The following is a 22,742-nucleotide window of genomic DNA, read 5'->3' on the forward strand; positions in this document are numbered from 1 at the left end:
CCAGGACAGGAACAGGAGCTGCACATGACCTTTCTGATCACCGGTGGCGCCGGATACATCGGCTCGCACGTCGTCCGCGCGATGGTGCTCGCGGGGGAGCGGGTCGTCGTCTTCGACGACCTGTCCACGGGCGACGAGGACCGTGTGCCGGAGGGCGTCCCGCTGGTGGTCGGTTCGGTCCTGGACCGCCTGGCCGTGGACGACGTCATCCGCAGGCACAAGATCACCGGGGTGGTGCACCTCGCGGGCAAGAAGCAGGTCGGCGAGTCCGTCGAGAAGCCGCTGTACTACTACCACGAGAACGTGCAGGGCCTCACGGTCCTGCTCCAGGCCGTGGCCGAAGCCGGCGTGCGCAGCTTCCTCTTCTCCTCCTCCGCCTCCGTGTACGGCATGCCCGACGTGGACCTGGTCACCGAGGACACCCCGTGCGCGCCGCTGAGCCCCTACGGCGAGACGAAGCTGGCCGGCGAGTGGCTGGTCCGTGCCGCGGGCAGGGCGCACGGCATCTCCACCGCCTGCCTGCGCTACTTCAACGTGGCGGGCGCCGCGACGCCCGAGCTCGCCGACACGGGCGTCTTCAACCTGGTCCCGATGGTCTTCGAGCGGTTCGACAAGGGCGAGGGCGCGGTCATCTTCGGCGACGACTACCCGACGCCGGACGGCACCTGCATCCGCGACTACATCCACGTCGAGGACCTCGCGGAGGCCCACGTGGCGGCTGCCCGCAAGCTCGCCGAGTGGGCCGCGGCCGGGGACCACAAGGACCTCACCGTCAACATCGGACGCGGCGAGGGCGTCTCCGTCGCCGAGATGGTCGCCCTCCTGAACGAGGCCGCCGGGCACACCCACGCGCCGGTGATCAGCCCGCGGCGCCCCGGCGACCCGGCGAAGGTCGTGGCCTCCGCCGAGAAGATCACCCGCGTGCTGGGCTGGAAGGCCCGGCACGACGTCCGCGAGATGGTCACCTCCGCCTGGGCGGGCTGGGAGGCCCACAAGGCCGCGAAGGCCGCCCACAAGGACCGCCACAAGGACGTCCACAAGCCCTGACCCGGCCGTGGAAACACGCCGAAGCCGCCCGCCCCGGAACTGCTCCGGGGCGGGCGGCTTCATCCGTACGGGGGTGCTAGTGCTGTGACCGGCAAACCTTGCCGGTCACAGCACTAGCGCTCCAGGAAGGAGAACAGCTCCTCCCACCGGTCGGTGATCTCGGCGCTGGAGTAGCGCTGCACCGAACGGAACGCGGTGTCCCCGAGCCGGTCGCGCAGCTCGCCGTCGTTCATCAGCGCGTCCAGGTGCCCGGCCAGCTCCATCGTGTTGCCCAGGCGCGCCAGCAGCCCGTCCTCGCCGTGCTCCACGATCTCCCGCACGCCGGGCGCGCAGTCGAAGGCCGCGACCGGCAGGCCCGCCGCCATCGCCTCCAGCAGGGTGATCGGGAAGCCCTCGGCCCGCGAGGCCTGCGCGAAGACCGAGGCCCCGCGCAGCACGCCCAGCACGTCGTCGGTGCTGCCCATCCACTGCACGGACTCGTCCAGCCCCAGCGAGGTGCAGTGCGCCCGCAGCGTTGGCTCCTCCACGCCCGCCCCGTAGATCCGCAGCACCCACTCGGGGTGGTGCGGGGAGGCTTCCGCCCAGGCGTCGAGCAGCAGGTCGACGCCCTTCTCGAAGGCGAGGCGGCCGACGCAGGCCACGACCTTCCCGGTGCGCGGGGCGGGGGAGTCCGGCATGAAGGGCAGCGGGTTCGGCATGCTGCCCACGTTCTCCATGCCCGCGCGGATCCACAGGTCCGCGTCCTCCGGGGTCAGCACCAGCAGCCGGTCGACCTCCGGGTAGTAGCGGCGCACACGCGCACCGCGGGTGGACTTCTGGCTGGCCTCGAAGGACTCGTGGCTCATCCCGATGACGGTGAGCCCCTTGGTGTCGGCGAGGGCCACCCACTCCATCGCCCAGACCTGGGTGACGATGACCACGCTGCCCGGGCGGGCCGCCCGGAACAGCTCGCTCAGCCGCTCCGCCTTGACCCGCATCTTCGCCCGCCGGGCCGCCTGCCGGCGCCGCTCCGGCGCGTTGAGCCGGCCCTTGATCCCGTGGAGCCTGCGCGCCGACGGCGGGTGGGCGTCGTACAGGGTGGTCATCCCGTACGGCAGCTCCCGCGGCAGCTTCTGCCGGATCTCCTCGGCGACCGGCGCGATGCCGACGATGTGGACCGAGTGCCCGCGCTCGGTGAACAGCCGGGCCATCTGGTGGGACCAGGTGGTCACGCCGCCGAGCTCGTCGACGTTGTTGGAGACGATGAAGATGTCCCGGCTCACTTGCCGCTCCTGGTGAAGAACTTCTCGACGATCTGGCGGGCGGCGTCCCCGCGGTCGTACTCGCCGAACTCGGTGAGGAAACGCTGCCGGGACTCGGCGTACTTGGCGTCCGCCTCCTCGAAGGCGGCCAGCGCCTGCAGGAGCTCGTCCGCCGTGGCCACCACCGGGCCCGGCGCCTTCTCCTTCAGGTCGAAGTACGTGCCCCGGATGTCCGTGGCGTACTTCTCGTAGTCGTACGCGAAGAACACCATCGGCCGGTCCAGCAGGGCGTAGTCGAACATCACGGACGAGTAGTCGGTGATCAGCCCGTCCGCCAGGGCCAGCAGCGGGGTGATGTCGTGGTGCCGGGACACGTCGATGACCCGGCCCGCGACGGACGGCGGCAGCGAGACGCTGTTGAGGTAGTGCGTGCGCACCAGCAGCGTGAAGCGGTCGCCGAGCCGGTCCGCGAACTCCTCCACGTCGAACGGGAACGTGAAGCCCTCGACCGTGCCGTCGGCGGCCGCCCGGAAGGTCGGCGCGTACAGCAGCACCTTCTTCTCCGGGTCGATGCCGAGCTCGGCGGCCAGCGGCCCGCGCACCCGCTCACCGCTGTGCGCCTCGCCGCGCTGCGCCTCGACGAGCGCGTCGTTGCGCGGGTAGCCGCTGCGCAGCAGAACCTCGTCGCGCAGCCGGAAGCCCTTGGCGAGGGTGCGGGCGTCGTGCTCGGAGCGGATCAGGAAGTGGTCGAAGCGGTCGACGGCCGCCTGGAAGCGGTCCTGCCCGGCCCGGCCCTGCGCCTTCGTGCGCGGCTCGTGGAAGCCCATCCGCTTGAGTGCGGAGCCGTGCCAGGTCTGGATGTACGTGGTTCCCGCACGCTTGCTCAGCGCCAGCGGGAAGCCCTGGTTGTCCACCCAGTACTCGGCCTGGGCCAGCGCCCGCAGGTACGCCCAGCTCCAGCGCTTGACCAGGGTGGCCTCCTTGGGGAAGCCGGTGGGCTTGGCGCCCGCGTACGACCAGACCGCCTCGAACGGGACGCCCTGGCGGACCATCTCCTCGTAGATCGCCTTCGGGCTGTCGCTGTACTGCTTGCCCATGTGGCTCTCGAAGACGACCGTGCCCTTCTTGACGGGCAGCTTCGAGAAGACCTCGTGGTAGACCTTCACCTTCTGCTCGCCGGAGCCGATGTTCCGGCGGACCCGCAGGGCCTTGCGCAGGCCCCGCTTGACCACGTTGGCCGCCTTGCCCTGTATGGCGTTGTTGATCAGCGACTGGGTGCGGACCGTGGCGGCGCTCTCGGCGGCCAGGACGTAGGAGAGGTTGCCCTTCTTGGTCACCTCCGGCTCGAAGCGGTCCGAGACCAGCCGGGTCAGTCGCGGCCGCACGCGCAGCCGGGCCGCCGACTCCAGGTCGACCCCGCCGACGGAGACTCGGGTGGTGACCTTGTCGCCTCCGGCGGTCAGCTTCAGCCGGACGTCCCAGACGGCGTCGATGATGCCGAGGGGGCGGACGGTCGAGCCGATGTCGGCGGTGCCGGTCCACTCGATCGTGTCACCCGCGTGGCGGACGCTTGCCACCGGGAAGCTGAAGGAGCGCACGCCGATCTGCCGGCGGGCCCGGAATTCGAGCGAGGCCTTCAGCTCCGCGTCGGCCGGGATCCGCCCCAGCGGGTTCACGACCGCGCCGGACAGCGTGACGGTGCCGCGCCCGTCGTCCTCGTAGGAGGTGAGGCGGTTGCCCAGCTGGAGGGAGGTGAGCGGGGTGGTGTGGAAGCCCTGGTCGGTGACGTCCAGTATCCGGCGGGCCTCGGCGGCGTCGGCCCCGTCGATGTGGTCGGCGCACCAGTAGACGCGGCCCTCGCGCTCGGCCAGCGGGGAGGAGAGCCGCCCCTTGTTGGTCATGGCGTCGGCGGCCGGGAGCAGGTTGTCCCAGTCCTCCTTGCCCAGCAGGTACGCGCAGATCGCCTGGAGGTGGGTGACGTTCTCGTACGCCGCCGGGTCGATGCCGGCCAGGTAGCCGTTGGCCAGGCGGGCGAACTCCTGGCGGTACTCGTCGCTGAGCAGGGGCAGGTCGCGCAGGTGCAGCACCAGGTCGTGCTTGAGGAACTTGGCGTCCTTCGCGGACTTGATGTCGGTGTGGCCCTTCGAGGCCAGCAGCTCGTCGACGCGGCGGTGGATCTCCATCCGGTGGACGAAGTTCGCGATCTCGTGGCGCCGGTTGCTGATCGACTTCGCCGCGGCCTTCTCGACCACGTTCCAGAAGTACACGTGGTTCGGGATCAGCGTGATGCGGCGGGCGGCCACGTAGGCCTGCGCGGAGAACAGCAGGTCCTCGTAGTGGATCCCGACCGGGAACTCCAGGCCCTGCTCCAGCAGGAACTCGCGCCGGTAGCACTTGTTCGTGGAGAGGGTGTCGTAGACCAGCAGGTCGGGGAAGTCGGTGATCGACTCCAGGGTGCGCGTGCGCGAGTAGATCCAGGGGTACCACTCGGTGGTCTTGCCCCACCGGTTGTCGAGGTGCACGCGTACGCACATGCCCGAGACCAGGTCGGAGCCGGTCCGCTCGGCGGCGTCCAGCATGTTGCGGCAGGCGTTGCGCTCCAGCACGTCGTCGCTGTCCAGGAACATGACGTACGTGCCGGTGGCCTGCTGGATGCCGTGGTTGCGGGGCGCGCCGCAACCGCCGCTGTTCTCCGGCAGCTGGAAGGCACGCACTCTCCCCGGGTGCGCCGCCTCCAGTTCTCGGGCGACCGCGTACGAGCGGTCCTTGCTGCAGTCGTCGACGATCACGACTTCGACCCCGTGCAGGGTCTGGTCCAAAACCGACCGGACTGCTGTCGGCAGACGCTCTGCGTCGTTGTAGACGATGACGACCACGGAGACGTCGGGCACGTGCACCTCGATCCCTTCGTTTCGTTGCGTTTCGTTCAGCTCATTCCGCTTATCTCGTCCACGCTACCGCGTGCCGCCCCCGCCCCAGGCAGGCCGACCCCCGGCCAACCCTCGCCGTGCATACTTCTAAGGAAGAGGTGAGTGGCGGGTCCGGTCGCCCACAATCACCCGTTCGGAGCCAGCAGGAAGTGTTCATGACGAAGCTGTCCGTAGTTGTCCCCTGCTACAACGAAGAAGCCGTCATCGACAGCTTCGACTCGGAGATCCGCAGGGTCCTGGACTCCCTGCCCGTCGAGTACGAGGTCTGTTACGTCGACGACGGCAGCCGCGACGGCACCCTCGAGAAGCTCCGGAAGATCGCCGCCGAGCACGGCGAGCAGACCCGGTACGTCTCCTTCAGCCGCAACTTCGGCAAGGAGGCCGGCATGCTCGCCGGCCTGCGCGAGACCACCGGCGACGCCGTCGTGATCATGGACGCGGACCTCCAGCACCCGCCGGAGCTCATCGCGACCATGCTCGACTACCACCGCCAGGGCCACGACCAGATCATCGCCCGCCGCACGCGCGAGGGCGACAAGAAGCTCCGCAGCGCGCTGAGCCGCCTCTACTACCGGGGCGTGAACCGCTGGGTCGACGTCGAACTCACCGACGGAGTGGGCGACTTCCGCATGCTGTCGCGCCCGGCCGTGGACGCGCTGCTGTCCCTGCCGGAGTACAACCGCTTCTCCAAGGGCCTCTTCTCCTGGATCGGTTTCGACACCGTCCACTTCGACTACCAGAACGCCCAGCGCGAGGCCGGCGAGACCAAGTGGAAGTTCGGCTCCCTGCTGAACTACGGCATGGACGGCCTGATCTCCTTCAACAACCGGCCGCTGCGCATCGGGATCTGGCTCGGCGTCTCGCTCGTCGCGCTGACCATGCTGTACGCGCTGTGGATCACGGTCATGGCGATCACCAACGGCGTCGAGTCGCCCGGTTACGTCACCCTCGTCGCGATCATCACCGGCCTGGGCGGCGTGCAGATGATCATGCTGGGGCTGATCGGCGAGTACATCGGGCGCATCTACTACGAGACCAAGCGGCGGCCGCACTTCCTGGTGAAGGAGTCGCACGGGGCCGATCCGCTCGCGCGGGCGCAGCGGCCCGACATCGAGCCCGAGCGCAGCGGCCAGGGCAGCGCCCGATGAGCAGACGGGAACAGCTCGGCCAGATCTTCCGCTTCGCCCTGGTGGGCGGGGTCAACACCGGCACCTTCTTCGGGATCTACCTGCTCCTGCACCCGTGGATGCCCTACTTCGCCGCCTACAGCCTCGCCTTCGTGCTGGCCATGGTCGGCTCGTTCTTCATGAACACCTACTTCACCTACCGGACCCGTCCGACCTGGAAGAAGTTCCTGCTCTTCCCGCTGACCAACGTCACGAACTACGTGATCCAGTCGGTCGGCCTCTACGCCCTGGTGGCGTGGGCCGGGATGGACACGCGGATCGCCCCGCTCGTGGCGGCCGTCGTGGCCATCCCGTTCACCTTCGTCATCTCCCGCAAGATCCTCGTCCAGGGCCCGGCCGCCGCCCGCGCGGCCGAGCCGGAGCCGGCCGGAACCTCGTCCACGGTCTGAAACCCCTGAGCGGCGGCCGCGCGCCGCACCGTAGATTGAGGTGGCAGGCAAAGTCAGGGATTTCGGCAAGGGGCAAGGGGACAGACGTGTCAGCGGCTAGGCAGGGTGTCGTGGACGCCCGCAGGATCGTGGTCAAGGTCGGCTCCTCCTCCCTGACCACGGCGGCCGGCGGACTCGACGCCGACCGGGTGGACGCGCTGGTCGACGTCCTGGCCAAGTCCCGCAGCGGCGGCGAGAAGGAGATCGTCCTGGTCTCCAGCGGCGCCATCGCCGCCGGACTCTCGCCGCTCGGCCTGCGCCGCCGCCCCAAGGACCTGGCCCGGCAGCAGGCCGCCGCCAGCGTCGGCCAGGGCCTCCTCGTCGCCCGCTACACCGCCTCCTTCGCCCGCTACGGCATCCGCGTCGGCCAGGTGCTGCTGACCACCGACGACACCAGCCGCCGCGCCCACTACCGCAACGCCTACCGCACCCTCGACCAGCTCCTCGCGATGGGCGCCCTGCCCGTCGTCAACGAGAACGACACCGTGGCGACGGACGAGATCCGCTTCGGCGACAACGACCGGCTGGCCGCGCTCGTCGCCCACCTCGTCCGCGCGGACCTCCTCGTCCTCCTCTCGGACGTGGACGGCCTCTACGACGGAGACCCGTCCCTGCCCGGCACCACCCGCATCGACGAGGTCCGCGGCCCCGAGGACATCGCGCACGTCTCCATCGGCAGCGCCGGCAAGGCGGGCGTGGGCACCGGCGGCATGGTCACCAAGGTCGAGGCCGCCCGGATCGCCGCCGCCGCGGGCATCCCCGTCGTCCTCACCTCCGCGAGCCAGGCCGCCGACGCCCTCGCCGGGCGGGGCACCGGCACCCTCTTCCACGCCACCGGACGCCGCTCGGCGGACCGGCTGCTGTGGCTCCAGCACGCGTCGACCCCCCAGGGCCACCTGGTCCTCGACGACGGCGCCGTCCGCGCGGTGACGCAGCGCGGCAGCTCCCTGCTGCCCGCGGGCATCGCGGCCGTCGAGGGCGACTTCGCGGCGGGCGACCCGGTCGAACTGCGCTCCGCCGACGGCCGGCCGATCGCCCGGGGCCTGGTCAACTTCGACGCCAAGGAGCTCCCGCAGCTCCTCGGCCGCTCCACCCGCGACCTCGCGGCGGAACTCGGACCCGAGTACGAACGCGAGGTCGTCCACCGGGACGATCTGGTCCTGCTGCAGGGCTGAGGTTCGGCAAAACCGCCGCGCGGCGGCCCGTGGACTGGTCAACTGTGAGGGGCCGGGCGGACACGCGTAGCGGCGCGTAGCGGAGACAGGAGGCGGCTGGTGAGACGAGCGCTGACCAGCGTCGGCACGGGGGACGGTGACGGCGGCGAGGAGAACGGGCGGGGCGAACGGGACGAATCCTCCCGCCTCTGGCACGTCACCCTGAGCGTCTCCGGCAAGCCGGCGCCGCTGTCCGAGGTCCGGCGCGGGCTGGAACAACTCGCCCACGACCACCCCTTCCTCCTGACCAGCCGCTACGCCGACGACCACGCGGAGATCCGCTACTGGGAGGAGGCCCGCGACCTCCACGACGCGGCGGCCGTCGCCCTGCGGCTGTGGGGCGAACACCGCTCCTCGGCGCAGCTCCCGCCGTGGGAGATCGTCGGCCTGGAGGTCATCGACCGCGCCACCTACCACCAACGCGTAGCAGAGGGCTACGGCCCCCCGCCGGCCCACCCGGTGGGCGTCCACCCCTATTAGACGCGCCGAGCCGTCCCCTACCCGGGCTGGGCTTCCCAGCCCCGCCGGCGTTTGAGGCGCGGGCGCGGAGCGCCGTGCAGTGAGCCGCGCCGGCGCTTGAGGCGGGAACGGTGGAAGGGCGGGGCGGGGAGCAGCTCCGCGCAGCGGCCCGGGAGCCCCGGGGGGACGCCCACCGCACGCCCGCCCCCGGCGGAAGCGGCGGGCCGTCTCGACGGCTGGAAACCGCCGTCGGCCGCCCCGTCCCGGGGACTACCCTGGGCGGCATGACCTCGCTCGATGCCGCACCCGCCACCTCACCCGTCCTCGCCACCGCGCAAGCGGCCCGCACGGCCGCCGCCGCCATCGCCCCGCTCCCGCGGTCCGCCAAGGACACCGCCCTGCTGGCGATCGCGGACGCGCTGGAGGCCCGTACGGCCGAGATCATCGCGGCCAACGCCGTCGACACCGACAAGGCCCGCGCCGCCGGCACCAGCGAGACCGTCATCGACCGCCTCACCCTCACCCCGGAGCGGGTCGCGGCCATCGCCTCCGACGTGCGCGACGTCGCCGCCCTCCCCGACCCCGTCGGCGAGGTCGTCCGCGGCAACACCCTGCCCAACGGCATCGACATCCGCCAGATCCGCGTCCCGCTCGGCGTCGTCGGCATCATCTACGAGGCCCGCCCCAACGTCACCGTCGACGCCGCCGCCCTGTGCCTGAAGTCCGGCAACGCGGTTCTCCTGCGCGGCAGCTCCTCCGCCTACGCCTCCAACACCGCGCTCGTCGCCATCCTGCGCGACGCCGTCGAGAGCGCCGGTCTGCCCGCCGACTCGATCCAGCTCGTCCCCGGCGAGTCCCGCGACTCCGTCCGCGAGCTGATGCGCGCCCGCGGCCTGGTCGACGTCCTCATCCCGCGCGGCGGGGCCTCCCTCATCAAGACCGTCGTGGAGGAGTCCACCGTCCCGGTCATCGAGACCGGTACCGGCAACTGCCACGTCTACGTCGACGCCCAGGCCGACCTGGACATGGCCGTGGACATCCTGATCAACTCCAAGGCCCAGCGGCCCTCCGTCTGCAACGCCGCCGAGACCCTCCTCGTGCACCGGGACATCGCCGACGCCTTCCTGCCGCGCGCCCTCGACGCCCTCGCCGACGCCGGCGTCACCGTCCACGCCGACGACCGGGTCCTCGCCGCCGCCGAGAACTCCAAGGCGACCGCCGTGCCCGCCACCGACGAGGACTGGGCCGAGGAGTACCTCTCCTACGACATCGCCGCCGCTGTCGTGGACTCCCTCGACGACGCCGTCGCCCACATCCGCCGCTGGACCTCCGGCCACACCGAGGCGATCGTCACCACCTCGCAGGCCGCCGCGCGCCGCTTCACCCAGCTGGTCGACTCGACCACGGTTGCCGTGAACGCCTCCACCCGGTTCACCGATGGTGGCCAGTTCGGCTTCGGCGCCGAGATCGGAATCTCCACGCAGAAGCTGCACGCCCGGGGCCCCATGGGCCTTCCCGAGCTCACCTCCACCAAGTACATCGTCACCGGCGACGGTCACGTTCGGTAATCGTTCCGCCAACACGGTGTGGCCGGAATTCGGCGCACACCCTGCCCAAAGCAGCCCCCCAGGTCTACGCTGGTTCCGTGCCGGACGACGTGGGGGGCAAGCCGTTCCCGGACGACGGGACCCCCGAAGACCATGAAGGCGACCGCGGAGGCGCGGAACAGGACTTCGCCTCCGTGGTGTTCGACGAGGCCTTCATCCGGAACGCCGAGATCCATGAACCGAGCGCCGTCGAGCGCCAGCGGGCGGCCGACCGGGCGCGCGCGGAGGCCGAAGCGGCCCGAGCCGTCGCCGCCGGCCGGCCGGGCGACGACGACTACGACGGCTACGGTTACGGCCACCCCGACGGGTACGACGCCGACGACCACGGCTGGGACCACGAGCGCGGCCATCTCAACCCTGACGGCCCGTACGGGGCCTACGGAGGCAGCCTGCGCCCCTACCGCGGCCGCTCGCCCTGGCTGCGCCCGGTCGCCTGGGTGCTCGCCTTCGTGATGGGCCTCGGCATGATCGCGCTCGCCTTCAGCGCCGTGTACCGCAGCGCCGCGGGCGAGGCGGATCCCGCCCCGGCGCCCGCCAGCACGCCCCTGAGGGAAGTCACCGGCGTCGGCGCGTTTACGTACCCCTCCGGCCGCCAACCCTGAAGGTACGACCCCACGCGCGTTCGCCGGAGGTGGGGGCTTCTCTGAAGCGGGAACAGCGGGAGAAGCGATGGCCGTTCCAGGAGATCCACCCAGCGGCACCCCCGAGGGCATCGGCGGGGGCGACGACGAGTACCGGTCCGTGGTGTTCGACGAGGACTTCGTGCGGGCTGCCCGGCTCCAGGAGTACTCCGCGCAGGAGCGCATGGGCGAGCACGCCCGGGCCGTGCGCAGCCGCTCCATCTGGTCGGGCGGCGGCTCCGGCCCGGGGACCGGCACGCCGGGCAGGGGCGCCCGACAGGGCATGCTGCTCGTGCTGCTGATCGCCAGTGCGTTCGCCCTCGCCGTGTACATGGGGCTGCGCAATCCGTACGTCCCGCCGCCCGGCGGCACCGCCGCGGCCCTCACCAGCACCGTCGTCCCGCTCGCGCCGGCCGCGGCCGTGCCCGCCGGCCGTCCGGCCGACCTGTACGCGAACAGCCCCGCGGCCGACTACCGCGTCGGGGCGGCCGGGATCACCCTGCCGGCCGTGCGCCGCACGCACCACTTCACCGACGGCGAGGTGGTCGCCGCGCTGTCCATCGCCAAGGACTACCTGGTGCAGTCCTCGCTGGACCCCGACATCCTCTCCGGCTCCGCCTCCCGGCCCGTGCGGGTGCTGCTCGACCCGGACCAGCTGGCCCAGTTCGACCGCAGCATGGCCTCGCCCTCCGGTGACGGCCGGCACGCGGCCACCGGCTGGCTGGTCCGCTTCGACCCGGGCACGGCCGTCATGGCCGACTCCCGGGTCCGGGTCAGCGGAACCCTCGCCTTCGAGGAGGTGGCCCCCGGCGTGCTCGAGGTGTTCACCGACCACACCTTCGTGTACGCCGTGCGACCGGCCACCGGAGTCCCGGCAGCGGCCGACGGCGCCTCGCTCTTCACGGTCCGGCGCGAGCTGCGGCTGCGCTTCGACCGCGAGGACCTCACCGCCCGCCGGGCGGAGCTGGTCCAGGCCTATGTCATGGCCGGGCCGCAGGACTGCTCCCAGGACCCGGCGGCGGGCTTCCGCCCGGTCCTGGCCGGAGCCGGCCCGACCACGGTGGGACCGGCCGCGAGCGACCCGTACACCAGCGGCCATCCGAGGCGCACCGCCGGGCTGTGCGGCGTCCTGGCGCCGCCCCCGACCCCGGCGGCCACCGCGGTCAGCCCTGGTCCGTAGCCCCGCGGTCGTCCTTGCCCCCGGCGGACCCGGACCCGGATCCCGTACCGGCTCCCGTGAACTTGTCGCGGAGCTTGCCGCCCAGGTCGCCCGCGCCGCCCGCGATGTCGCCCACCAGCTTCATCAGCGGGTCCTTGCTGGTGCGCACCGAGTCGGCGTAGTGCGAGGCGGACTGCCGGAAGGAGTCGGTCACCGAGGTGTCCTTGTCCTCGTCCCGCCGCGGGTAGTGGCCGTCCATGATCCGCTGGAAGTCGCGGTTCTCGGACCACTTCTTCAGCTCGGCCGCCCGGACCGTGGTGAAGGGGTGCGTACGGGGCAGCATGTTGAGGATCTTGAGCACGGAGTCGCGCAGGTCCCCGCCCGCCTCGTACTCCTCGGCCTGGGCGAGGAAGGCGTCCACGTTCATCTCGTGCAGGTGGTTGCCGCCGGCGATCTTCATCAGGCCCCGCATCGAGGCCTGCACGTCCTGGCCCACCAGCAGTCCGGCCCGGTCCGCCGACAGCTCGGACTTGCGGAACCACTCCCGCAGACCGGTCACCAGAGCCGTGATCGCCACATTGCCGAGTGGGATCCACGCCACCTTCAGCGCCAGGTTCGTCAGGAAGAGCAGGATCGTGCGGTACACGGAGTGCCCGGACAGCGCGTGGCCCACCTCGTGGCCCACCACCGCCCGCATCTCCTCCTCGTCGAGCAGCTCGACGAGGCCCGTGGTCACCACGATGATCGGCTCGTCGAGCCCGATGCACATCGCGTTGGGCTTCGGCTCCTGCTGGACGTACATCTGCGGGACCTTCTCCAGGTCCAGGATGTAACAGGCGTCGCGGAGCATCGCGTACAGGTGGGGGAACTGGGTCTCGCCCACCCGCACCGAATCCGACAGGAACAGCAGCCGCAGGCTCCGCTCGGGCAGCAGCCCGCTCAGCGCCTTGAAGACCGTGTCGAAGCCGCTCAGCTTGCGCAGCGCCACCAGCGCCGAGCGGTCCGCCGGATGCTCGTACGCCCGCGACGAGATGCCGGGGAACCTCCTTCGGTCCCTCGCCGGTGCCTGTCCGATCCCTGTCTCCGTCATAGCGCCCTCCCCTGGTCGATCCGACTCGCGATGCGTCTATCCTCTCCAACGCCTGAGTCGGCGTGAGCGTGCCCCAGGCCCCCGCATACGATGTGAGCGAAGTCTCCGCCCGCTCCCCGACTCGATAGGTACCTGCCTGATGAGCCTCGCCTCCACCGCCCACGATCTGGTCCTCCTCGCCTCGGAGGGGGCCGAGAACGGCGGCAACCACGACAGCCTCAACCCGTACCTGACCGGCGGCGGAGCGTTCGTCATCCTCATGCTGATGCTCTGGGTGACCACGCGCCTGAACCGCGACCGCTAGAGGCCGGCCCGGTGCGTCCGCCGGGCCAGTAGGCTCTGCGCTCATGGGAGAGCAGGAAGTGCCTACGGGCCCGGTCAAGCGCCGGCTCGGCGTGATGGGCGGGACGTTCGACCCGATCCACCACGGACACCTGGTGGCCGCCAGCGAGGTGGCCGCCCTTTTCCACCTCGACGAGGTGGTGTTCGTACCGACCGGCGAGCCGTGGCAGAAGTCGCAGCGCGCGGTCTCGCCCGCCGAGGACCGCTACCTGATGACGGTCATCGCGACCGCGTCGAACCCCCAGTTCTCGGTGAGCCGCATCGACATCGACCGCGGCGGGCCGACGTACACGATCGACACCCTGCGCGATCTGAAGGCGCTGAACGACGACGCCGACCTGTTCTTCATCACCGGCGCCGACGCGCTCGCCCAGATCCTGACCTGGCGCAACGCCGACGAGCTGTTCTCGCTCGCCCACTTCATCGGAGTCACCCGGCCGGGCCACGTGCTCACCGACGACGGACTGCCCGAGGGCGGCGTCTCGCTCGTCGAGGTGCCGGCACTGGCCATCTCGTCCACGGACTGCCGTGCGAGGGTGGCCCAGGGGGATCCCGTCTGGTACCTGGTGCCCGATGGTGTCGTGCGTTACATCGACAAGCGTGAGCTGTACCGGGGAGCCTGAGCTTCCGGAGAGAGGGGCCCCGCGGTGAACGACCGACAGGATCCGTACGACCCGTACGGCACCCAGGAGCAGCAGCTCATCGGCTACGACGCGTACGGGCGGCCGGTGTACGGCCAGGCGCCCGCACGCCCCGCTCCGCCCGCTCCGCAGGCCCCGCAGTACGAACAGCAGCAGTACGGCGGCTACGAGGGCTACGGCCGCCAGCAGTACTACCCGCAGCAGCAGGCCCCCCAGCAGTACGGCGGGCAGGAGTACCAGCAGGCGCCCGGCTACGGCTACGACACGCAGGCGGTCCAGCAGCAGTGGATCCCGCAGCAGGCCGCCCCGGAGCCCCAGGCACCGCCCGCCCCCGCCGAGCGCCCGGCCGTCCAGGTGCCCGAGCCGCGCCGGCCCGAGAGCGAGCCCGAGGCGGGGCGGGACTACCGCACGGAGATGTTCGCCTTCATCGACCAGCCGGACGAGGACTCCGAGGACGTCATCGACTGGCTCAAGTTCACCGAGAGCCGGACCGAACGCCGTGAGGAGGCCCGCCGCCGCGGCCGCAACCGGGTGGTGGCGCTGATCGTCGTCCTCGCCCTCTTCGTCGTCGCCGGCATCGGCTACCTCTGGTACGCGGGCAAGCTGCCCTTCCTGGACGGCCCCGGGGAGCAGAAGAACGCGGCGACCGCCGACGCCGGGGCGCAGAAGCGCGACATGATCGTCGTCCACCTGCACAACACCAAGAAGGGCGGCACCGCCACGGCGCTGCTCGTCGACAACGTCACCACCAAGCAGGGCGCCACCGTCCTGCTGCCGAACTCCCTCGGCGTCCCCGGCCAGGACGGCAGCCCCACGGCGCTCGGCAAGGCGGTCGACGAGGGCGGCCTCGGCACCCGCGAGGCCCTCGACTCGGTGCTCGGCACCCACATCGGCGGCACCTGGCGGCTGGACACGCCCTTCCTGGAGAACCTGGTCGACCTGGTCGGCGGCATCGAGGTCGACACCGACACCGCGGTCCCGGCGGACGACGCCGCCAAGGCCCCGGCCGTGGGCCAGGGCCAGAAGCAGAGCCTGAGCGGCCCGATGGCCGTCGCGTACGCCACGTACCGCGCCCAGGGGGAGCCGGAGGCCAAGCAGCTGGAGCGCTTCGGCAAGGTGCTCCACGCGGTCCTGCGCAAGGTCCCGGGCGACCCGAAGTCGGCGGCCGTGACCGTCGAGAGCATGGGCCAGATCCTCGACCCGGCGCTGAACGCGCAGACCCTCGGCGCCCTGCTGTCGCGGCTCGGCGCACACGCCAAGGTGGGCGCGTACCGGACCGACGTCCTCGCGGTGAAGGCGGACGGCACCCTCACCGACGACGCCAACAAGAAGGTCGTCAAGGAGGTCCTTGGCGGCAGCGTCGCCGCGGGCCAGCCCGGCGCGGCCCCACGGGTGGGCCTCAAGGACGCCATCGGCGACGACAAGACGCAGGTCGCGGCGAAGGCGGCGCTGCTGAACGGCGGCTACACCTTCGTCGACGGAGGCAAGGCCGACAAGCCGGCCGCGACCACGCAGATCACGTACCAGGACGACGCGGTCAAGGACCGGGCGATCGAGGTCGCCAAGACCCTGGGGCTGCCCGAGACGGCCGTGAAGAAGGCCGAGAACGCGGTGAACGCCGAGGTCGTGGTGATCCTGGGCAAGGACTACAAGCCGTCCTGACCCGCGGTCGGGGAGGGGCTTCGCCCGCGCGGGACCTTCCGCGCGGGCGGTGTCGGCGGTACGTGAGACCCTTGTATGGATCTGCCCGCCAACCCGAAAGCATGGCCAGTGACCGCCACGGACCGCTCCATCGAGCTCATCACCACCGCCGCCCAGGCGGCGGCCGACCGGCTCGCGCACGACATCATCGCGTACGACGTCAGCGACGTGCTGTCGATCACCGACGCCTTCCTGCTCGCCTCGGCGCCCAACGACCGCCAGGTCAAGTCGATCGTCGACGAGATCGAGGAGCGCCTGCTCAAGGAGCTCGGCGCCAAGCCGGTGCGCCGCGAGGGCGACCGCGACGCCCGCTGGATCCTGCTCGACTACATCGACATCGTCGTCCACGTGCAGCACAGCGAGGAGCGGGTCTTCTACGCGCTGGAGCGCCTGTGGAAGGACTGCCCCGAGATCGAGCTGCCCGAGGACGCGAAGCTCACCATCGGCAAGGCCGAGGAGCACGCCAAGCTGCGCGAGGCCGCCGGTGACGACGACCTGGACGGTGATCTGTTCTGAGCACGACCGACAAGGGCAAGTCCGGCAGGAAGATAGTCCTCTGGCGGCACGGCCAGACCTCGTGGAACCTGGAGCGCCGCTTCCAGGGCTCCACGGACATCGAGCTGACCGAGACGGGTGTGGCGCAGGCGCGCCGCGCCGCTCGGCTGCTCGCCTCGCTGAAGCCGGACGCCATCGTGGCCTCCGACCTTCGGCGGGCCTCCGACACGGCCGCCGAGCTGGCCGCCGTCACGGGCCTGCCCGTGGCGCGCACCGAGGCGCTGCGCGAGACCTACGCCGGTGAGTGGCAGGGCCTCACGCACGACGAGATCCTCGAGAAGTACGGCGAGCAGTACGCGGCCTGGAAGCGCGGCGAGCCCGTGCGCCGCGGCGGCGGGGAGCTGGAGACCGAGGTCGCCGACCGCGCCGCGCCGGTGGTGCTGGAGCACGCCGACCGGCTGCCGCGGGGCGGCACGCTGGTCGTGGTCAGCCACGGCGGCACCATCCGTACGACCATCGGCCGCCTGCTGGGCCTGGACGCGTACCACTGGGAGGGCCTGGGCGGGCTCTCCAACTGCTGCTGGTCCGTCCTCGGTGAAGGCGCGCGCGGCTGGCGTCTGATGGAGCACAACGCCGGCACCCTGCCGGAACCGGTGCTCGGCGACGACGACTGAGGCTGCGGCGGAGCGGCTCCCTGCCGCTTCCCACCGGGGCTCCGACCCGGATTTCACTTTCCGGCTGGTCACAGGCTAGAGTTCTTCTTGTTCGCAGCGAAGAACACCGGAGACGGGGGGAAGCGCAGCGGAGCGCGGGGCTATAGCTCAGTTGGTAGAGCGCCTGCATGGCATGCAGGAGGTCAGGAGTTCAATTCTCCTTAGCTCCACAATCAGGATCCCGTCCCCAACAGGGGGCGGGATCCTTGCTTTTGTACCCTTTGCGCTTACTGACCAGGCGCGCACCGGCATGGCAGAATCGGACGGCCGGAGGGGGAGTCGACGGCCCGACGCGGGAGGGAGTCGCTGACGGATGGGATCACACCGGCGGCGGTGCGACTGGTGCAACAACGGCACGCCGATCGTGCGGGACATGGAACCGGTCAACCCCGACTACCAGTACTGGTGCGAGGAATGCGCGCGGGCGCTGATCATAAAAGGCGACCCGATCGAGACGTACCGCGAGCTGGAGGGCGAGCCGATCTACGGCCGGCTGCTCGACGAGCACTGCACGCTCAAGCGGTTCTACCAGTTCGCGAGAGCCTGAGGAAATGGGTCAAATCGGGCGTGGTCCATGGTCGGTGGAAACCGATTTTTGGACCAGGGCCATGACCGTGTAATGTTTGGGACGTCGCCAAGGGAAACCGGCAAGGGGAACCGAAGCGGCAAGCAGGGACAAGGGGCTATAGCTCAGTTGGTAGAGCGCCTGCATGGCATGCAGGAGGTCAGGAGTTCAATTCTCCTTAGCTCCACAGTGAAGAAGCGGGCCACCCGGATCGGGTGGCCCGCTTCTCGTTGTGTCGACGTGCCAACGTGTCGGCGTGTGGAACGACCGGGCGTCGGCGGCGGGCCCTGCGGTACCCTGACGCCATGCGTGCCGTACGCCTTCTGCTTACCGAGCCGCGCTGATCAGCGCCGACCCACGAGACGGTCGGCATCGGCGCGGCGTCCCCTCCTGTGCGAGGGGTTTTTTCGTTTGGGCAGGCAGAGACGGCAGAGACGATCGATGGAGCTTCAGGAATCATGAGCGAGACGAACACCCCGGCCCCCGAGGCGGCCGAGGCGCACCGTTACACGGCTGCCATGGCCGCCGACATCGAGGCACGCTGGCAGGACGTATGGGACGCGCAGGGCACCTACGAGGCCCCGAACCCGACCGGTGACCTGGCCGGTGACCCCTCGGTGGTCGCGCGGCCCAAGAAGTTCATCATGGACATGTTCCCGTACCCCTCCGGCGCGGGCCTGCACGTCGGTCACCCGCTCGGGTACATCGCCACCGACGTCTTCGCCCGCCACCAGCGGATGACCGGCCACAACGTCCTGCACACCCTGGGCTTCGACGCCTTCGGCCTGCCTGCCGAGCAGTACGCCGTGCAGACCGGCACGCACCCGCGCGTGTCGACCGAGGCGAACATCGAGAACATGAAGGTCCAGCTGCGCCGCCTGGGCCTGGGCCACGACAAGCGCCGGTCCTTCGCGACGATCGACCCGGACTACTACAAGTGGACCCAGTGGATCTTCCTGCAGATCTACAACTCCTACTACGACGCCGACGCGAAGAAGGCCCGCCCGATCACCGAGCTGGTCGCCGCCTTCGAGGACGGCTCCCGCGAGGTCCCCGGCGGCCGCGCCTGGGCCGGGCTGACCGCGGGCGAGCGGGCCGACGTACTGAACGAGTACCGGCTGGCGTACTCCTCGGACGCGCCCGTGAACTGGTGCCCCGGGCTGGGCACCGTCCTGGCCAACGAGGAGGTCACCGCCGACGGCCGGTCCGAGCGCGGCAACTTCCCCGTTTTCAAGTCCCGGCTGAGCCAGTGGAACATGCGGATCACCGCGTACGCCGACCGGCTGCTGGACGACCTGGACGAGCTGGACTGGCCCGAGGCCATCAAGCTGCAGCAGCGCAACTGGATCGGCCGCAGCGAGGGCGCGCGCGTCGACTTCGCCCTGGGCGACGAGGCCATCACCGTCTTCACCACCCGCCAGGACACGCTGTTCGGCGCGACCTACATGGTGCTGGCGCCCGAGCACCCGCTGGTCGAGAAGTTCATCCCGGCCGCCTGGCCCGAGGGCACCCACGAGGTGTGGACCGGCGGACACGCCACCCCGGCCGAGGCCGTGGCCGCGTACCGCGCCTTCTCCGCCGCCAAGTCGGACGTCGAGCGGCAGGCCGACGCCAAGGAGAAGACCGGCGTCTTCACCGGCGAGTACGCGATCAACCCGGTCAGCGGCCAGAAGGTCCCCGTCTTCATCGCCGACTACGTGCTGATGGGCTACGGCACCGGCGCGATCATGGCCGTCCCGGCGCACGACAGCCGTGACTTCGAGTTCGCGCGCGCCTTCGAGCTGCCGATGCGGTGCGTCGTACAGCCCTCGGACGGGCGCGGCACCGACCCGGCCGAGTGGGACGACGCGTTCGCCTCCTACGAGGCGAAGCTGATCAACTCCGCGGGCGAGGGCATCTCGCTGGACGGCCTGGGCGTCGTCGAGGCGAAGGCCGCGATCACCGACTGGCTGGCCGAGCGCGGCATCGGCGAGGGCACCGTCAACTTCCGGCTGCGCGACTGGCTGTTCAGCCGCCAGCGCTACTGGGGCGAGCCCTTCCCGATCGTCTACGACGAGGACGGCGTCGCGCACTCGCTGCCCGAGTCGATGCTGCCGCTGGAACTGCCCGAGGTCGAGGACTACTCGCCGCGCACCTTCGAGCCGGACGACGCCACCTCCAAGCCGGAGACCCCGCTGTCCCGCAACGAGTCGTGGGTCAACGTCGAGCTGGACCTGGGCGACGGCGTGAAGTCCTACCGGCGCGAGACCAACACCATGCCGAACTGGGCCGGTTCCTGCTGGTACGAGCTGCGCTACCTGGACCCGAACAACGCGTCGGCCCTGGTCGACCCGGAGATCGAGCAGTACTGGATGGGCCCGCGCGAGGGCGCGCCGCACGGCGGCGTCGACCTGTACGTGGGCGGCGCCGAGCACGCGGTGCTGCACCTGCTGTACGCGCGCTTCTGGTCCAAGGTCCTGTTCGACCTGGGGCACGTCTCCTCGGCCGAGCCGTTCCACAAGCTGTTCAACCAGGGCATGATCCAGGCGTACGCCTACACCGACGAGCGGGGCGTCTACGTGCCCGCGGCCGAGGTCGAGGAGCGCGACGGCGGCTACTTCTACGAGGGCCGGCAGGTCAAGCGCGAGCACGGCAAGATGGGCAAGTCCCTGAAGAACGCCGTCACGCCCGACGAGATCTGCGAGGAGTACGGCGCCGACACGCTGCGCCTGTACGAGATGGCGATGGGCCCGCTGGACGTCTCCCGTCCGTGGGACACCCGCGCCGTCGTCGGCCAGTACCGGCTGCTGCAGCGGCTGTGGCGCAACATCGTCGACGAGTCCACGGGCGCCGTCACCGTCGTGGACGGCGAGCCCGACGAGGCCACGCTGCGCGCGCTGCACAAGGCGATCGACGGGGCCGGCTCGGACATGGCGGGGCTGCGCTTCAACACCGCCATCGCGAAGATCACCGAGCTGAACAACTTCCTGACGAAGGCCGGCCGGCCGCTGGAGCGCTCGGTGGCCGAGGCGCTGGTGCTGCTGGTCGCCCCGCTGGCCCCGCACATCGCGGAGGAGCTGTGGCAGCGCCTGGGCCACGGCGAGTCGGTCGTCCACCAGGACTTCCCGGTCGCGGACCCGGCGTACGTCGTGGACGAGACCGTGACGTGCGTGGTGCAGGTCAAGGGCAAGGTCAAGGCGCGCCTGGAGGTGGCGCCGACGATCTCGGACGCCGACCTGGAGAAGCTGGCCGTCACAGATGCGGGTGTCGTGGCGGCGCTGGCGGGCGCGGAGGTCCGCAAGGTGATCGTGCGCGCGCCGAAGCTGGTCAACATCGTCATCTGAGGCGTCTCGGGGTATTCCCGTACGGGCAGGTTGGGGGTTCGATTGGAACCCCCGGCCTGCCCGTGGCGTTTACGGTTGAGGTGACGGACAACGAGCTGCGGGAACTGGGGAAGGGACACTCATGGAGGCCGCGTTGATCATCTTCGCGCTGATGGTGCTTTTCGCCTTCCTGGGCCTGGGGACGTATGCGACCGTCAAGGCGGTGCAGGCGGCCAAGCGCGGGGTGGACCGTACGATCACGCAGGCGCGGCGGACGGTCGAGGACACCACGCTGCGGGCCAAGAGCCTGGGCCAGGTCGGGGTCACGGCGGCGCTGGCGCAGCTGCGCATCGACCTGCGGACGTCGATGCGGTCCACGCAGCAGGCGCTGAACGACGGGGTCCGGTTGGACGCCTCGCTGAAGGAGTCGATCGGTCTGTTCGAGCGGCTGAGCGCGCACGGGCGCGAGCTGGACGAGGAGCTGAAGCGGCTGGAGCAGGAGCCCGACCGCAAGCGGACCGCTGACCTCCTGCCCGATCTGCGGGAGCGCACGGCCAAGATCACCCAGGCCGCGGACTCGCTGCGGTGGGCGGCGCGCGACCGGGCCCGGCGGTTCGCGGAGGACGACCTGTCCGTGCTCTCGGAGCAGATCGAGGTGGAGTCCGGAGCGCTGCGTGACTGGTCCCGGCCGCCGGTGGACGACCTGACGGCGACCGCGGCGGCCTGGGACGCGGCGCAGGCCGCCGGCCAGGAGGCTCCGACTCCGACTCCGGCTCCGACCCCCACGGCCCCGACCCCCACGGCCCCGACCCCCACGGCCCCGGCCCCCACGGCCCTGAATCCGGCGGCGCCGGCGACTCCGTACCCCTGGCAGAAGACGCGCAGGCCGGAGAGCACGACGTAGCTTTCAGCCCCGCCGGCGTTTGAGCGCGGGGGGCCGGGGGCGGAGCCCCCGGTTTCGGGAAGGGGCGGGGTCGGGGGAGAGGCCCCGCAGGGGCCGCCGGGAGCCTGCAGCGAGCCCGCAGGGTGCCCCGCAAGGACGCCGCACAACCCCGGCGAGGGGTCAGGCTGCCGTCGCACCCCCACTGGCGGTACCCTCCGGCTCATGTCCCGCCATGTCGCCATCGTCACCGATTCCACGGCCTACCTGCCCCAACCGGCCATGGCGCGGCACGGAATCACCTCCGTCCCGCTCACTGTCGTGCTGGGCGGCGAGGCGCTCGAGGAAGGCACCGAGATCTCGGCGCGCAGCCTCGCCCTGGCCCTGCAGAAGCGCCGCTCGGTGACCACGTCGCGCCCCAGCCCGGAGGAGTTCGTCCGGGCCTACCAGGCGGCCGTCGACGCCGGGGCGACCGGCATCGTCAGCCTGCACCTGTCCGCCGAGTTCTCCGGCACGTACGACGCCGCCGTGGTGGCCTCGCGGACCGCGGCCGTGCCCGTGCGGGTCGTGGACACCGGAATGGTCGCGATGGCGCTCGGCTTCTGCGCGCTCGCCGCCGCCGAGGTGGCCGAGGCGGGCGGTTCCGTGGACGAGGCCGTGGCCGCCGCCGAGAAGCGGGCGGCGGACATGTCCGCGTACTTCTACGTCGACACCCTCGACTACCTCCGGCGCGGCGGCCGGATCGGGGCCGCGCAGGCGCTGCTCGGCTCGGCGCTGGCCGTGAAGCCGCTGCTGACGCTGGACGGGGGGCGGATCGAGATGCTGGAGAAGGTGCGCACGGCCTCCAAGGCCATCGCCCGGCTGGAAGAGCTGGCCGTCGAGCGCGCCGGGGCGGCCAGCGTCGACGTGGCGGTGCACCACCTGGCGGCTCCGGAGCGGGCCGAGAAGCTCGCGCAGCGGCTGCGCGAGCGGATCCCGGGCCTGGTCGAACTGCACGTCAGCGAGGTCGGCGCGGTGATCGGGGCCCACACCGGGCCGGGGCTGCTGGCGGCGGTCGTCTCGCCGCGCTGAGCGGGGTCCGTTCACTCGGACGGGTGGCGGAGATATCCACAACGGGCTGG

At 71.1% G+C, this 22,742-nt stretch carries 20 protein-coding genes and 2 tRNA genes; 19 read left to right on the forward strand and 3 right to left on the reverse strand.

Annotated elements, in window-relative coordinates; genetic code table 11:
- Window positions 1-24: 24 nt before the first annotated feature.
- On the forward strand, window positions 25-1,047 hold the full coding sequence (galE, locus tag AB0O21_RS18190) for a UDP-glucose 4-epimerase GalE (protein WP_365172135.1): 1,023 nt from the start codon (window positions 25-27) through the stop codon (window positions 1,045-1,047).
- Window positions 1,048-1,160: 113 nt separating this feature from the next.
- Here the strand turns inward: galE and AB0O21_RS18195 are convergent, their stop codons facing one another.
- Entirely contained in the window at window positions 1,161-2,309 is a 1,149-nt protein-coding gene (locus tag AB0O21_RS18195; protein ID WP_365172136.1) for a glycosyltransferase, read from the reverse strand.
- Entirely contained in the window at window positions 2,306-5,185 is a 2,880-nt protein-coding gene (locus AB0O21_RS18200) for a CDP-glycerol glycerophosphotransferase family protein (RefSeq protein WP_365172137.1), read from the reverse strand. The genes AB0O21_RS18195 and AB0O21_RS18200 overlap by 4 nt, the downstream gene beginning before the upstream one ends.
- 188 nt (window positions 5,186-5,373) lie before the next feature.
- On the opposite strand from AB0O21_RS18200, the gene AB0O21_RS18205 reads away from it, so the two are divergent.
- The 7 genes from AB0O21_RS18205 to AB0O21_RS18235 all read left to right on the forward strand — a co-directional run bounded on the left by AB0O21_RS18205 (window position 5,374) and on the right by AB0O21_RS18235 (window position 11,913).
- On the forward strand, window positions 5,374-6,366 hold the full coding sequence (locus AB0O21_RS18205) for a glycosyltransferase family 2 protein (RefSeq protein ID WP_365172138.1): 993 nt from the start codon (window positions 5,374-5,376) through the stop codon (window positions 6,364-6,366).
- Window positions 6,363-6,794, forward strand: coding sequence for a GtrA family protein (locus tag AB0O21_RS18210; protein ID WP_365172139.1), 432 nt, complete (start codon window positions 6,363-6,365; stop codon window positions 6,792-6,794). Before AB0O21_RS18205 ends, AB0O21_RS18210 begins: the two co-directional genes overlap by 4 nt.
- Before the next feature lie 86 nt (window positions 6,795-6,880).
- Window positions 6,881-8,008, forward strand: a complete 1,128-nt coding sequence (proB, locus tag AB0O21_RS18215; RefSeq protein ID WP_365172140.1) for a glutamate 5-kinase — start codon at window positions 6,881-6,883, stop codon at window positions 8,006-8,008.
- Between the two features lie 111 nt (window positions 8,009-8,119).
- A complete protein-coding gene (locus tag AB0O21_RS18220; protein WP_365172161.1) occupies window positions 8,120-8,527 on the forward strand; it encodes a hypothetical protein in 408 nt (135 codons plus the stop codon).
- Window positions 8,528-8,790: 263 nt separating this feature from the next.
- Complete coding sequence (locus AB0O21_RS18225) at window positions 8,791-10,074, forward strand: glutamate-5-semialdehyde dehydrogenase (protein ID WP_365172141.1); 1,284 nt, start codon at window positions 8,791-8,793, stop codon at window positions 10,072-10,074.
- A gap of 77 nt (window positions 10,075-10,151) precedes the next feature.
- Window positions 10,152-10,715 carry a hypothetical protein gene (locus AB0O21_RS18230; protein WP_365172142.1) on the forward strand — a complete coding sequence of 188 codons (564 nt, stop codon included), beginning with the start codon at window positions 10,152-10,154 and terminating at the stop codon, window positions 10,713-10,715.
- 67 nt (window positions 10,716-10,782) lie between these two features.
- On the forward strand, window positions 10,783-11,913 hold the full coding sequence (locus tag AB0O21_RS18235; protein WP_365172143.1) for a hypothetical protein: 1,131 nt from the start codon (window positions 10,783-10,785) through the stop codon (window positions 11,911-11,913).
- Here the strand turns inward: AB0O21_RS18235 and AB0O21_RS18240 are convergent.
- A complete protein-coding gene (locus AB0O21_RS18240) occupies window positions 11,897-12,982 on the reverse strand; it encodes a M48 family metallopeptidase (protein WP_365172144.1) in 1,086 nt (361 codons plus the stop codon). The genes AB0O21_RS18235 and AB0O21_RS18240 overlap by 17 nt on opposite strands.
- A gap of 139 nt (window positions 12,983-13,121) precedes the next feature.
- Between AB0O21_RS18240 and AB0O21_RS18245 the strand changes: the two genes are divergently transcribed.
- The 11 genes from AB0O21_RS18245 to AB0O21_RS18295 all read left to right on the forward strand — a co-directional run bounded on the left by AB0O21_RS18245 (window position 13,122) and on the right by AB0O21_RS18295 (window position 22,692).
- Window positions 13,122-13,286: a hypothetical protein gene (locus AB0O21_RS18245; protein ID WP_365172145.1), complete on the forward strand. Its 165-nt coding sequence runs from the start codon at window positions 13,122-13,124 to the stop codon at window positions 13,284-13,286.
- Window positions 13,287-13,329: 43 nt separating this feature from the next.
- The gene (gene nadD, locus AB0O21_RS18250; protein WP_365172146.1) at window positions 13,330-13,947 is read left to right on the forward strand and encodes a nicotinate-nucleotide adenylyltransferase; all 618 of its coding nucleotides are present in this window, start codon (window positions 13,330-13,332) and stop codon (window positions 13,945-13,947) included.
- A 24-nt stretch (window positions 13,948-13,971) separates the two neighbouring features.
- Complete coding sequence (locus AB0O21_RS18255) at window positions 13,972-15,627, forward strand: LCP family protein (protein WP_365172147.1); 1,656 nt, start codon at window positions 13,972-13,974, stop codon at window positions 15,625-15,627.
- Window positions 15,628-15,735: 108 nt separating this feature from the next.
- On the forward strand, window positions 15,736-16,182 hold the full coding sequence (gene rsfS / locus AB0O21_RS18260) for a ribosome silencing factor (RefSeq protein ID WP_365172148.1): 447 nt from the start codon (window positions 15,736-15,738) through the stop codon (window positions 16,180-16,182).
- A complete protein-coding gene (locus tag AB0O21_RS18265; protein ID WP_365172162.1) occupies window positions 16,179-16,835 on the forward strand; it encodes a histidine phosphatase family protein in 657 nt (218 codons plus the stop codon). Before rsfS ends, AB0O21_RS18265 begins: the two co-directional genes overlap by 4 nt.
- A 136-nt stretch (window positions 16,836-16,971) precedes the next feature.
- Window positions 16,972-17,044 (forward strand) — tRNA-Ala (locus AB0O21_RS18270).
- Between the two features lie 143 nt (window positions 17,045-17,187).
- Window positions 17,188-17,421 carry a hypothetical protein gene (locus AB0O21_RS18275; RefSeq protein ID WP_365172149.1) on the forward strand — a complete coding sequence of 78 codons (234 nt, stop codon included), beginning with the start codon at window positions 17,188-17,190 and terminating at the stop codon, window positions 17,419-17,421.
- A gap of 132 nt (window positions 17,422-17,553) precedes the next feature.
- Window positions 17,554-17,626, forward strand: a tRNA-Ala gene (locus AB0O21_RS18280).
- 271 nt (window positions 17,627-17,897) lie between these two features.
- Window positions 17,898-20,762 (forward strand): leucine--tRNA ligase, encoded by a 2,865-nt coding sequence (gene leuS, locus AB0O21_RS18285; protein WP_365172150.1) that lies wholly within the window; start codon window positions 17,898-17,900, stop codon window positions 20,760-20,762.
- Between the two features lie 121 nt (window positions 20,763-20,883).
- A complete protein-coding gene (locus AB0O21_RS18290) occupies window positions 20,884-21,645 on the forward strand; it encodes a hypothetical protein (protein WP_365172151.1) in 762 nt (253 codons plus the stop codon).
- Between the two features lie 201 nt (window positions 21,646-21,846).
- Window positions 21,847-22,692: a DegV family protein gene (locus tag AB0O21_RS18295; protein WP_365172152.1), complete on the forward strand. Its 846-nt coding sequence runs from the start codon at window positions 21,847-21,849 to the stop codon at window positions 22,690-22,692.
- Window positions 22,693-22,742: the final 50 nt, after the last annotated feature.

This window comes from Streptomyces sp. NPDC091371 (assembly GCF_040684275.1).
GTDB lineage: Bacteria > Actinomycetota > Actinomycetes > Streptomycetales > Streptomycetaceae > Streptomyces.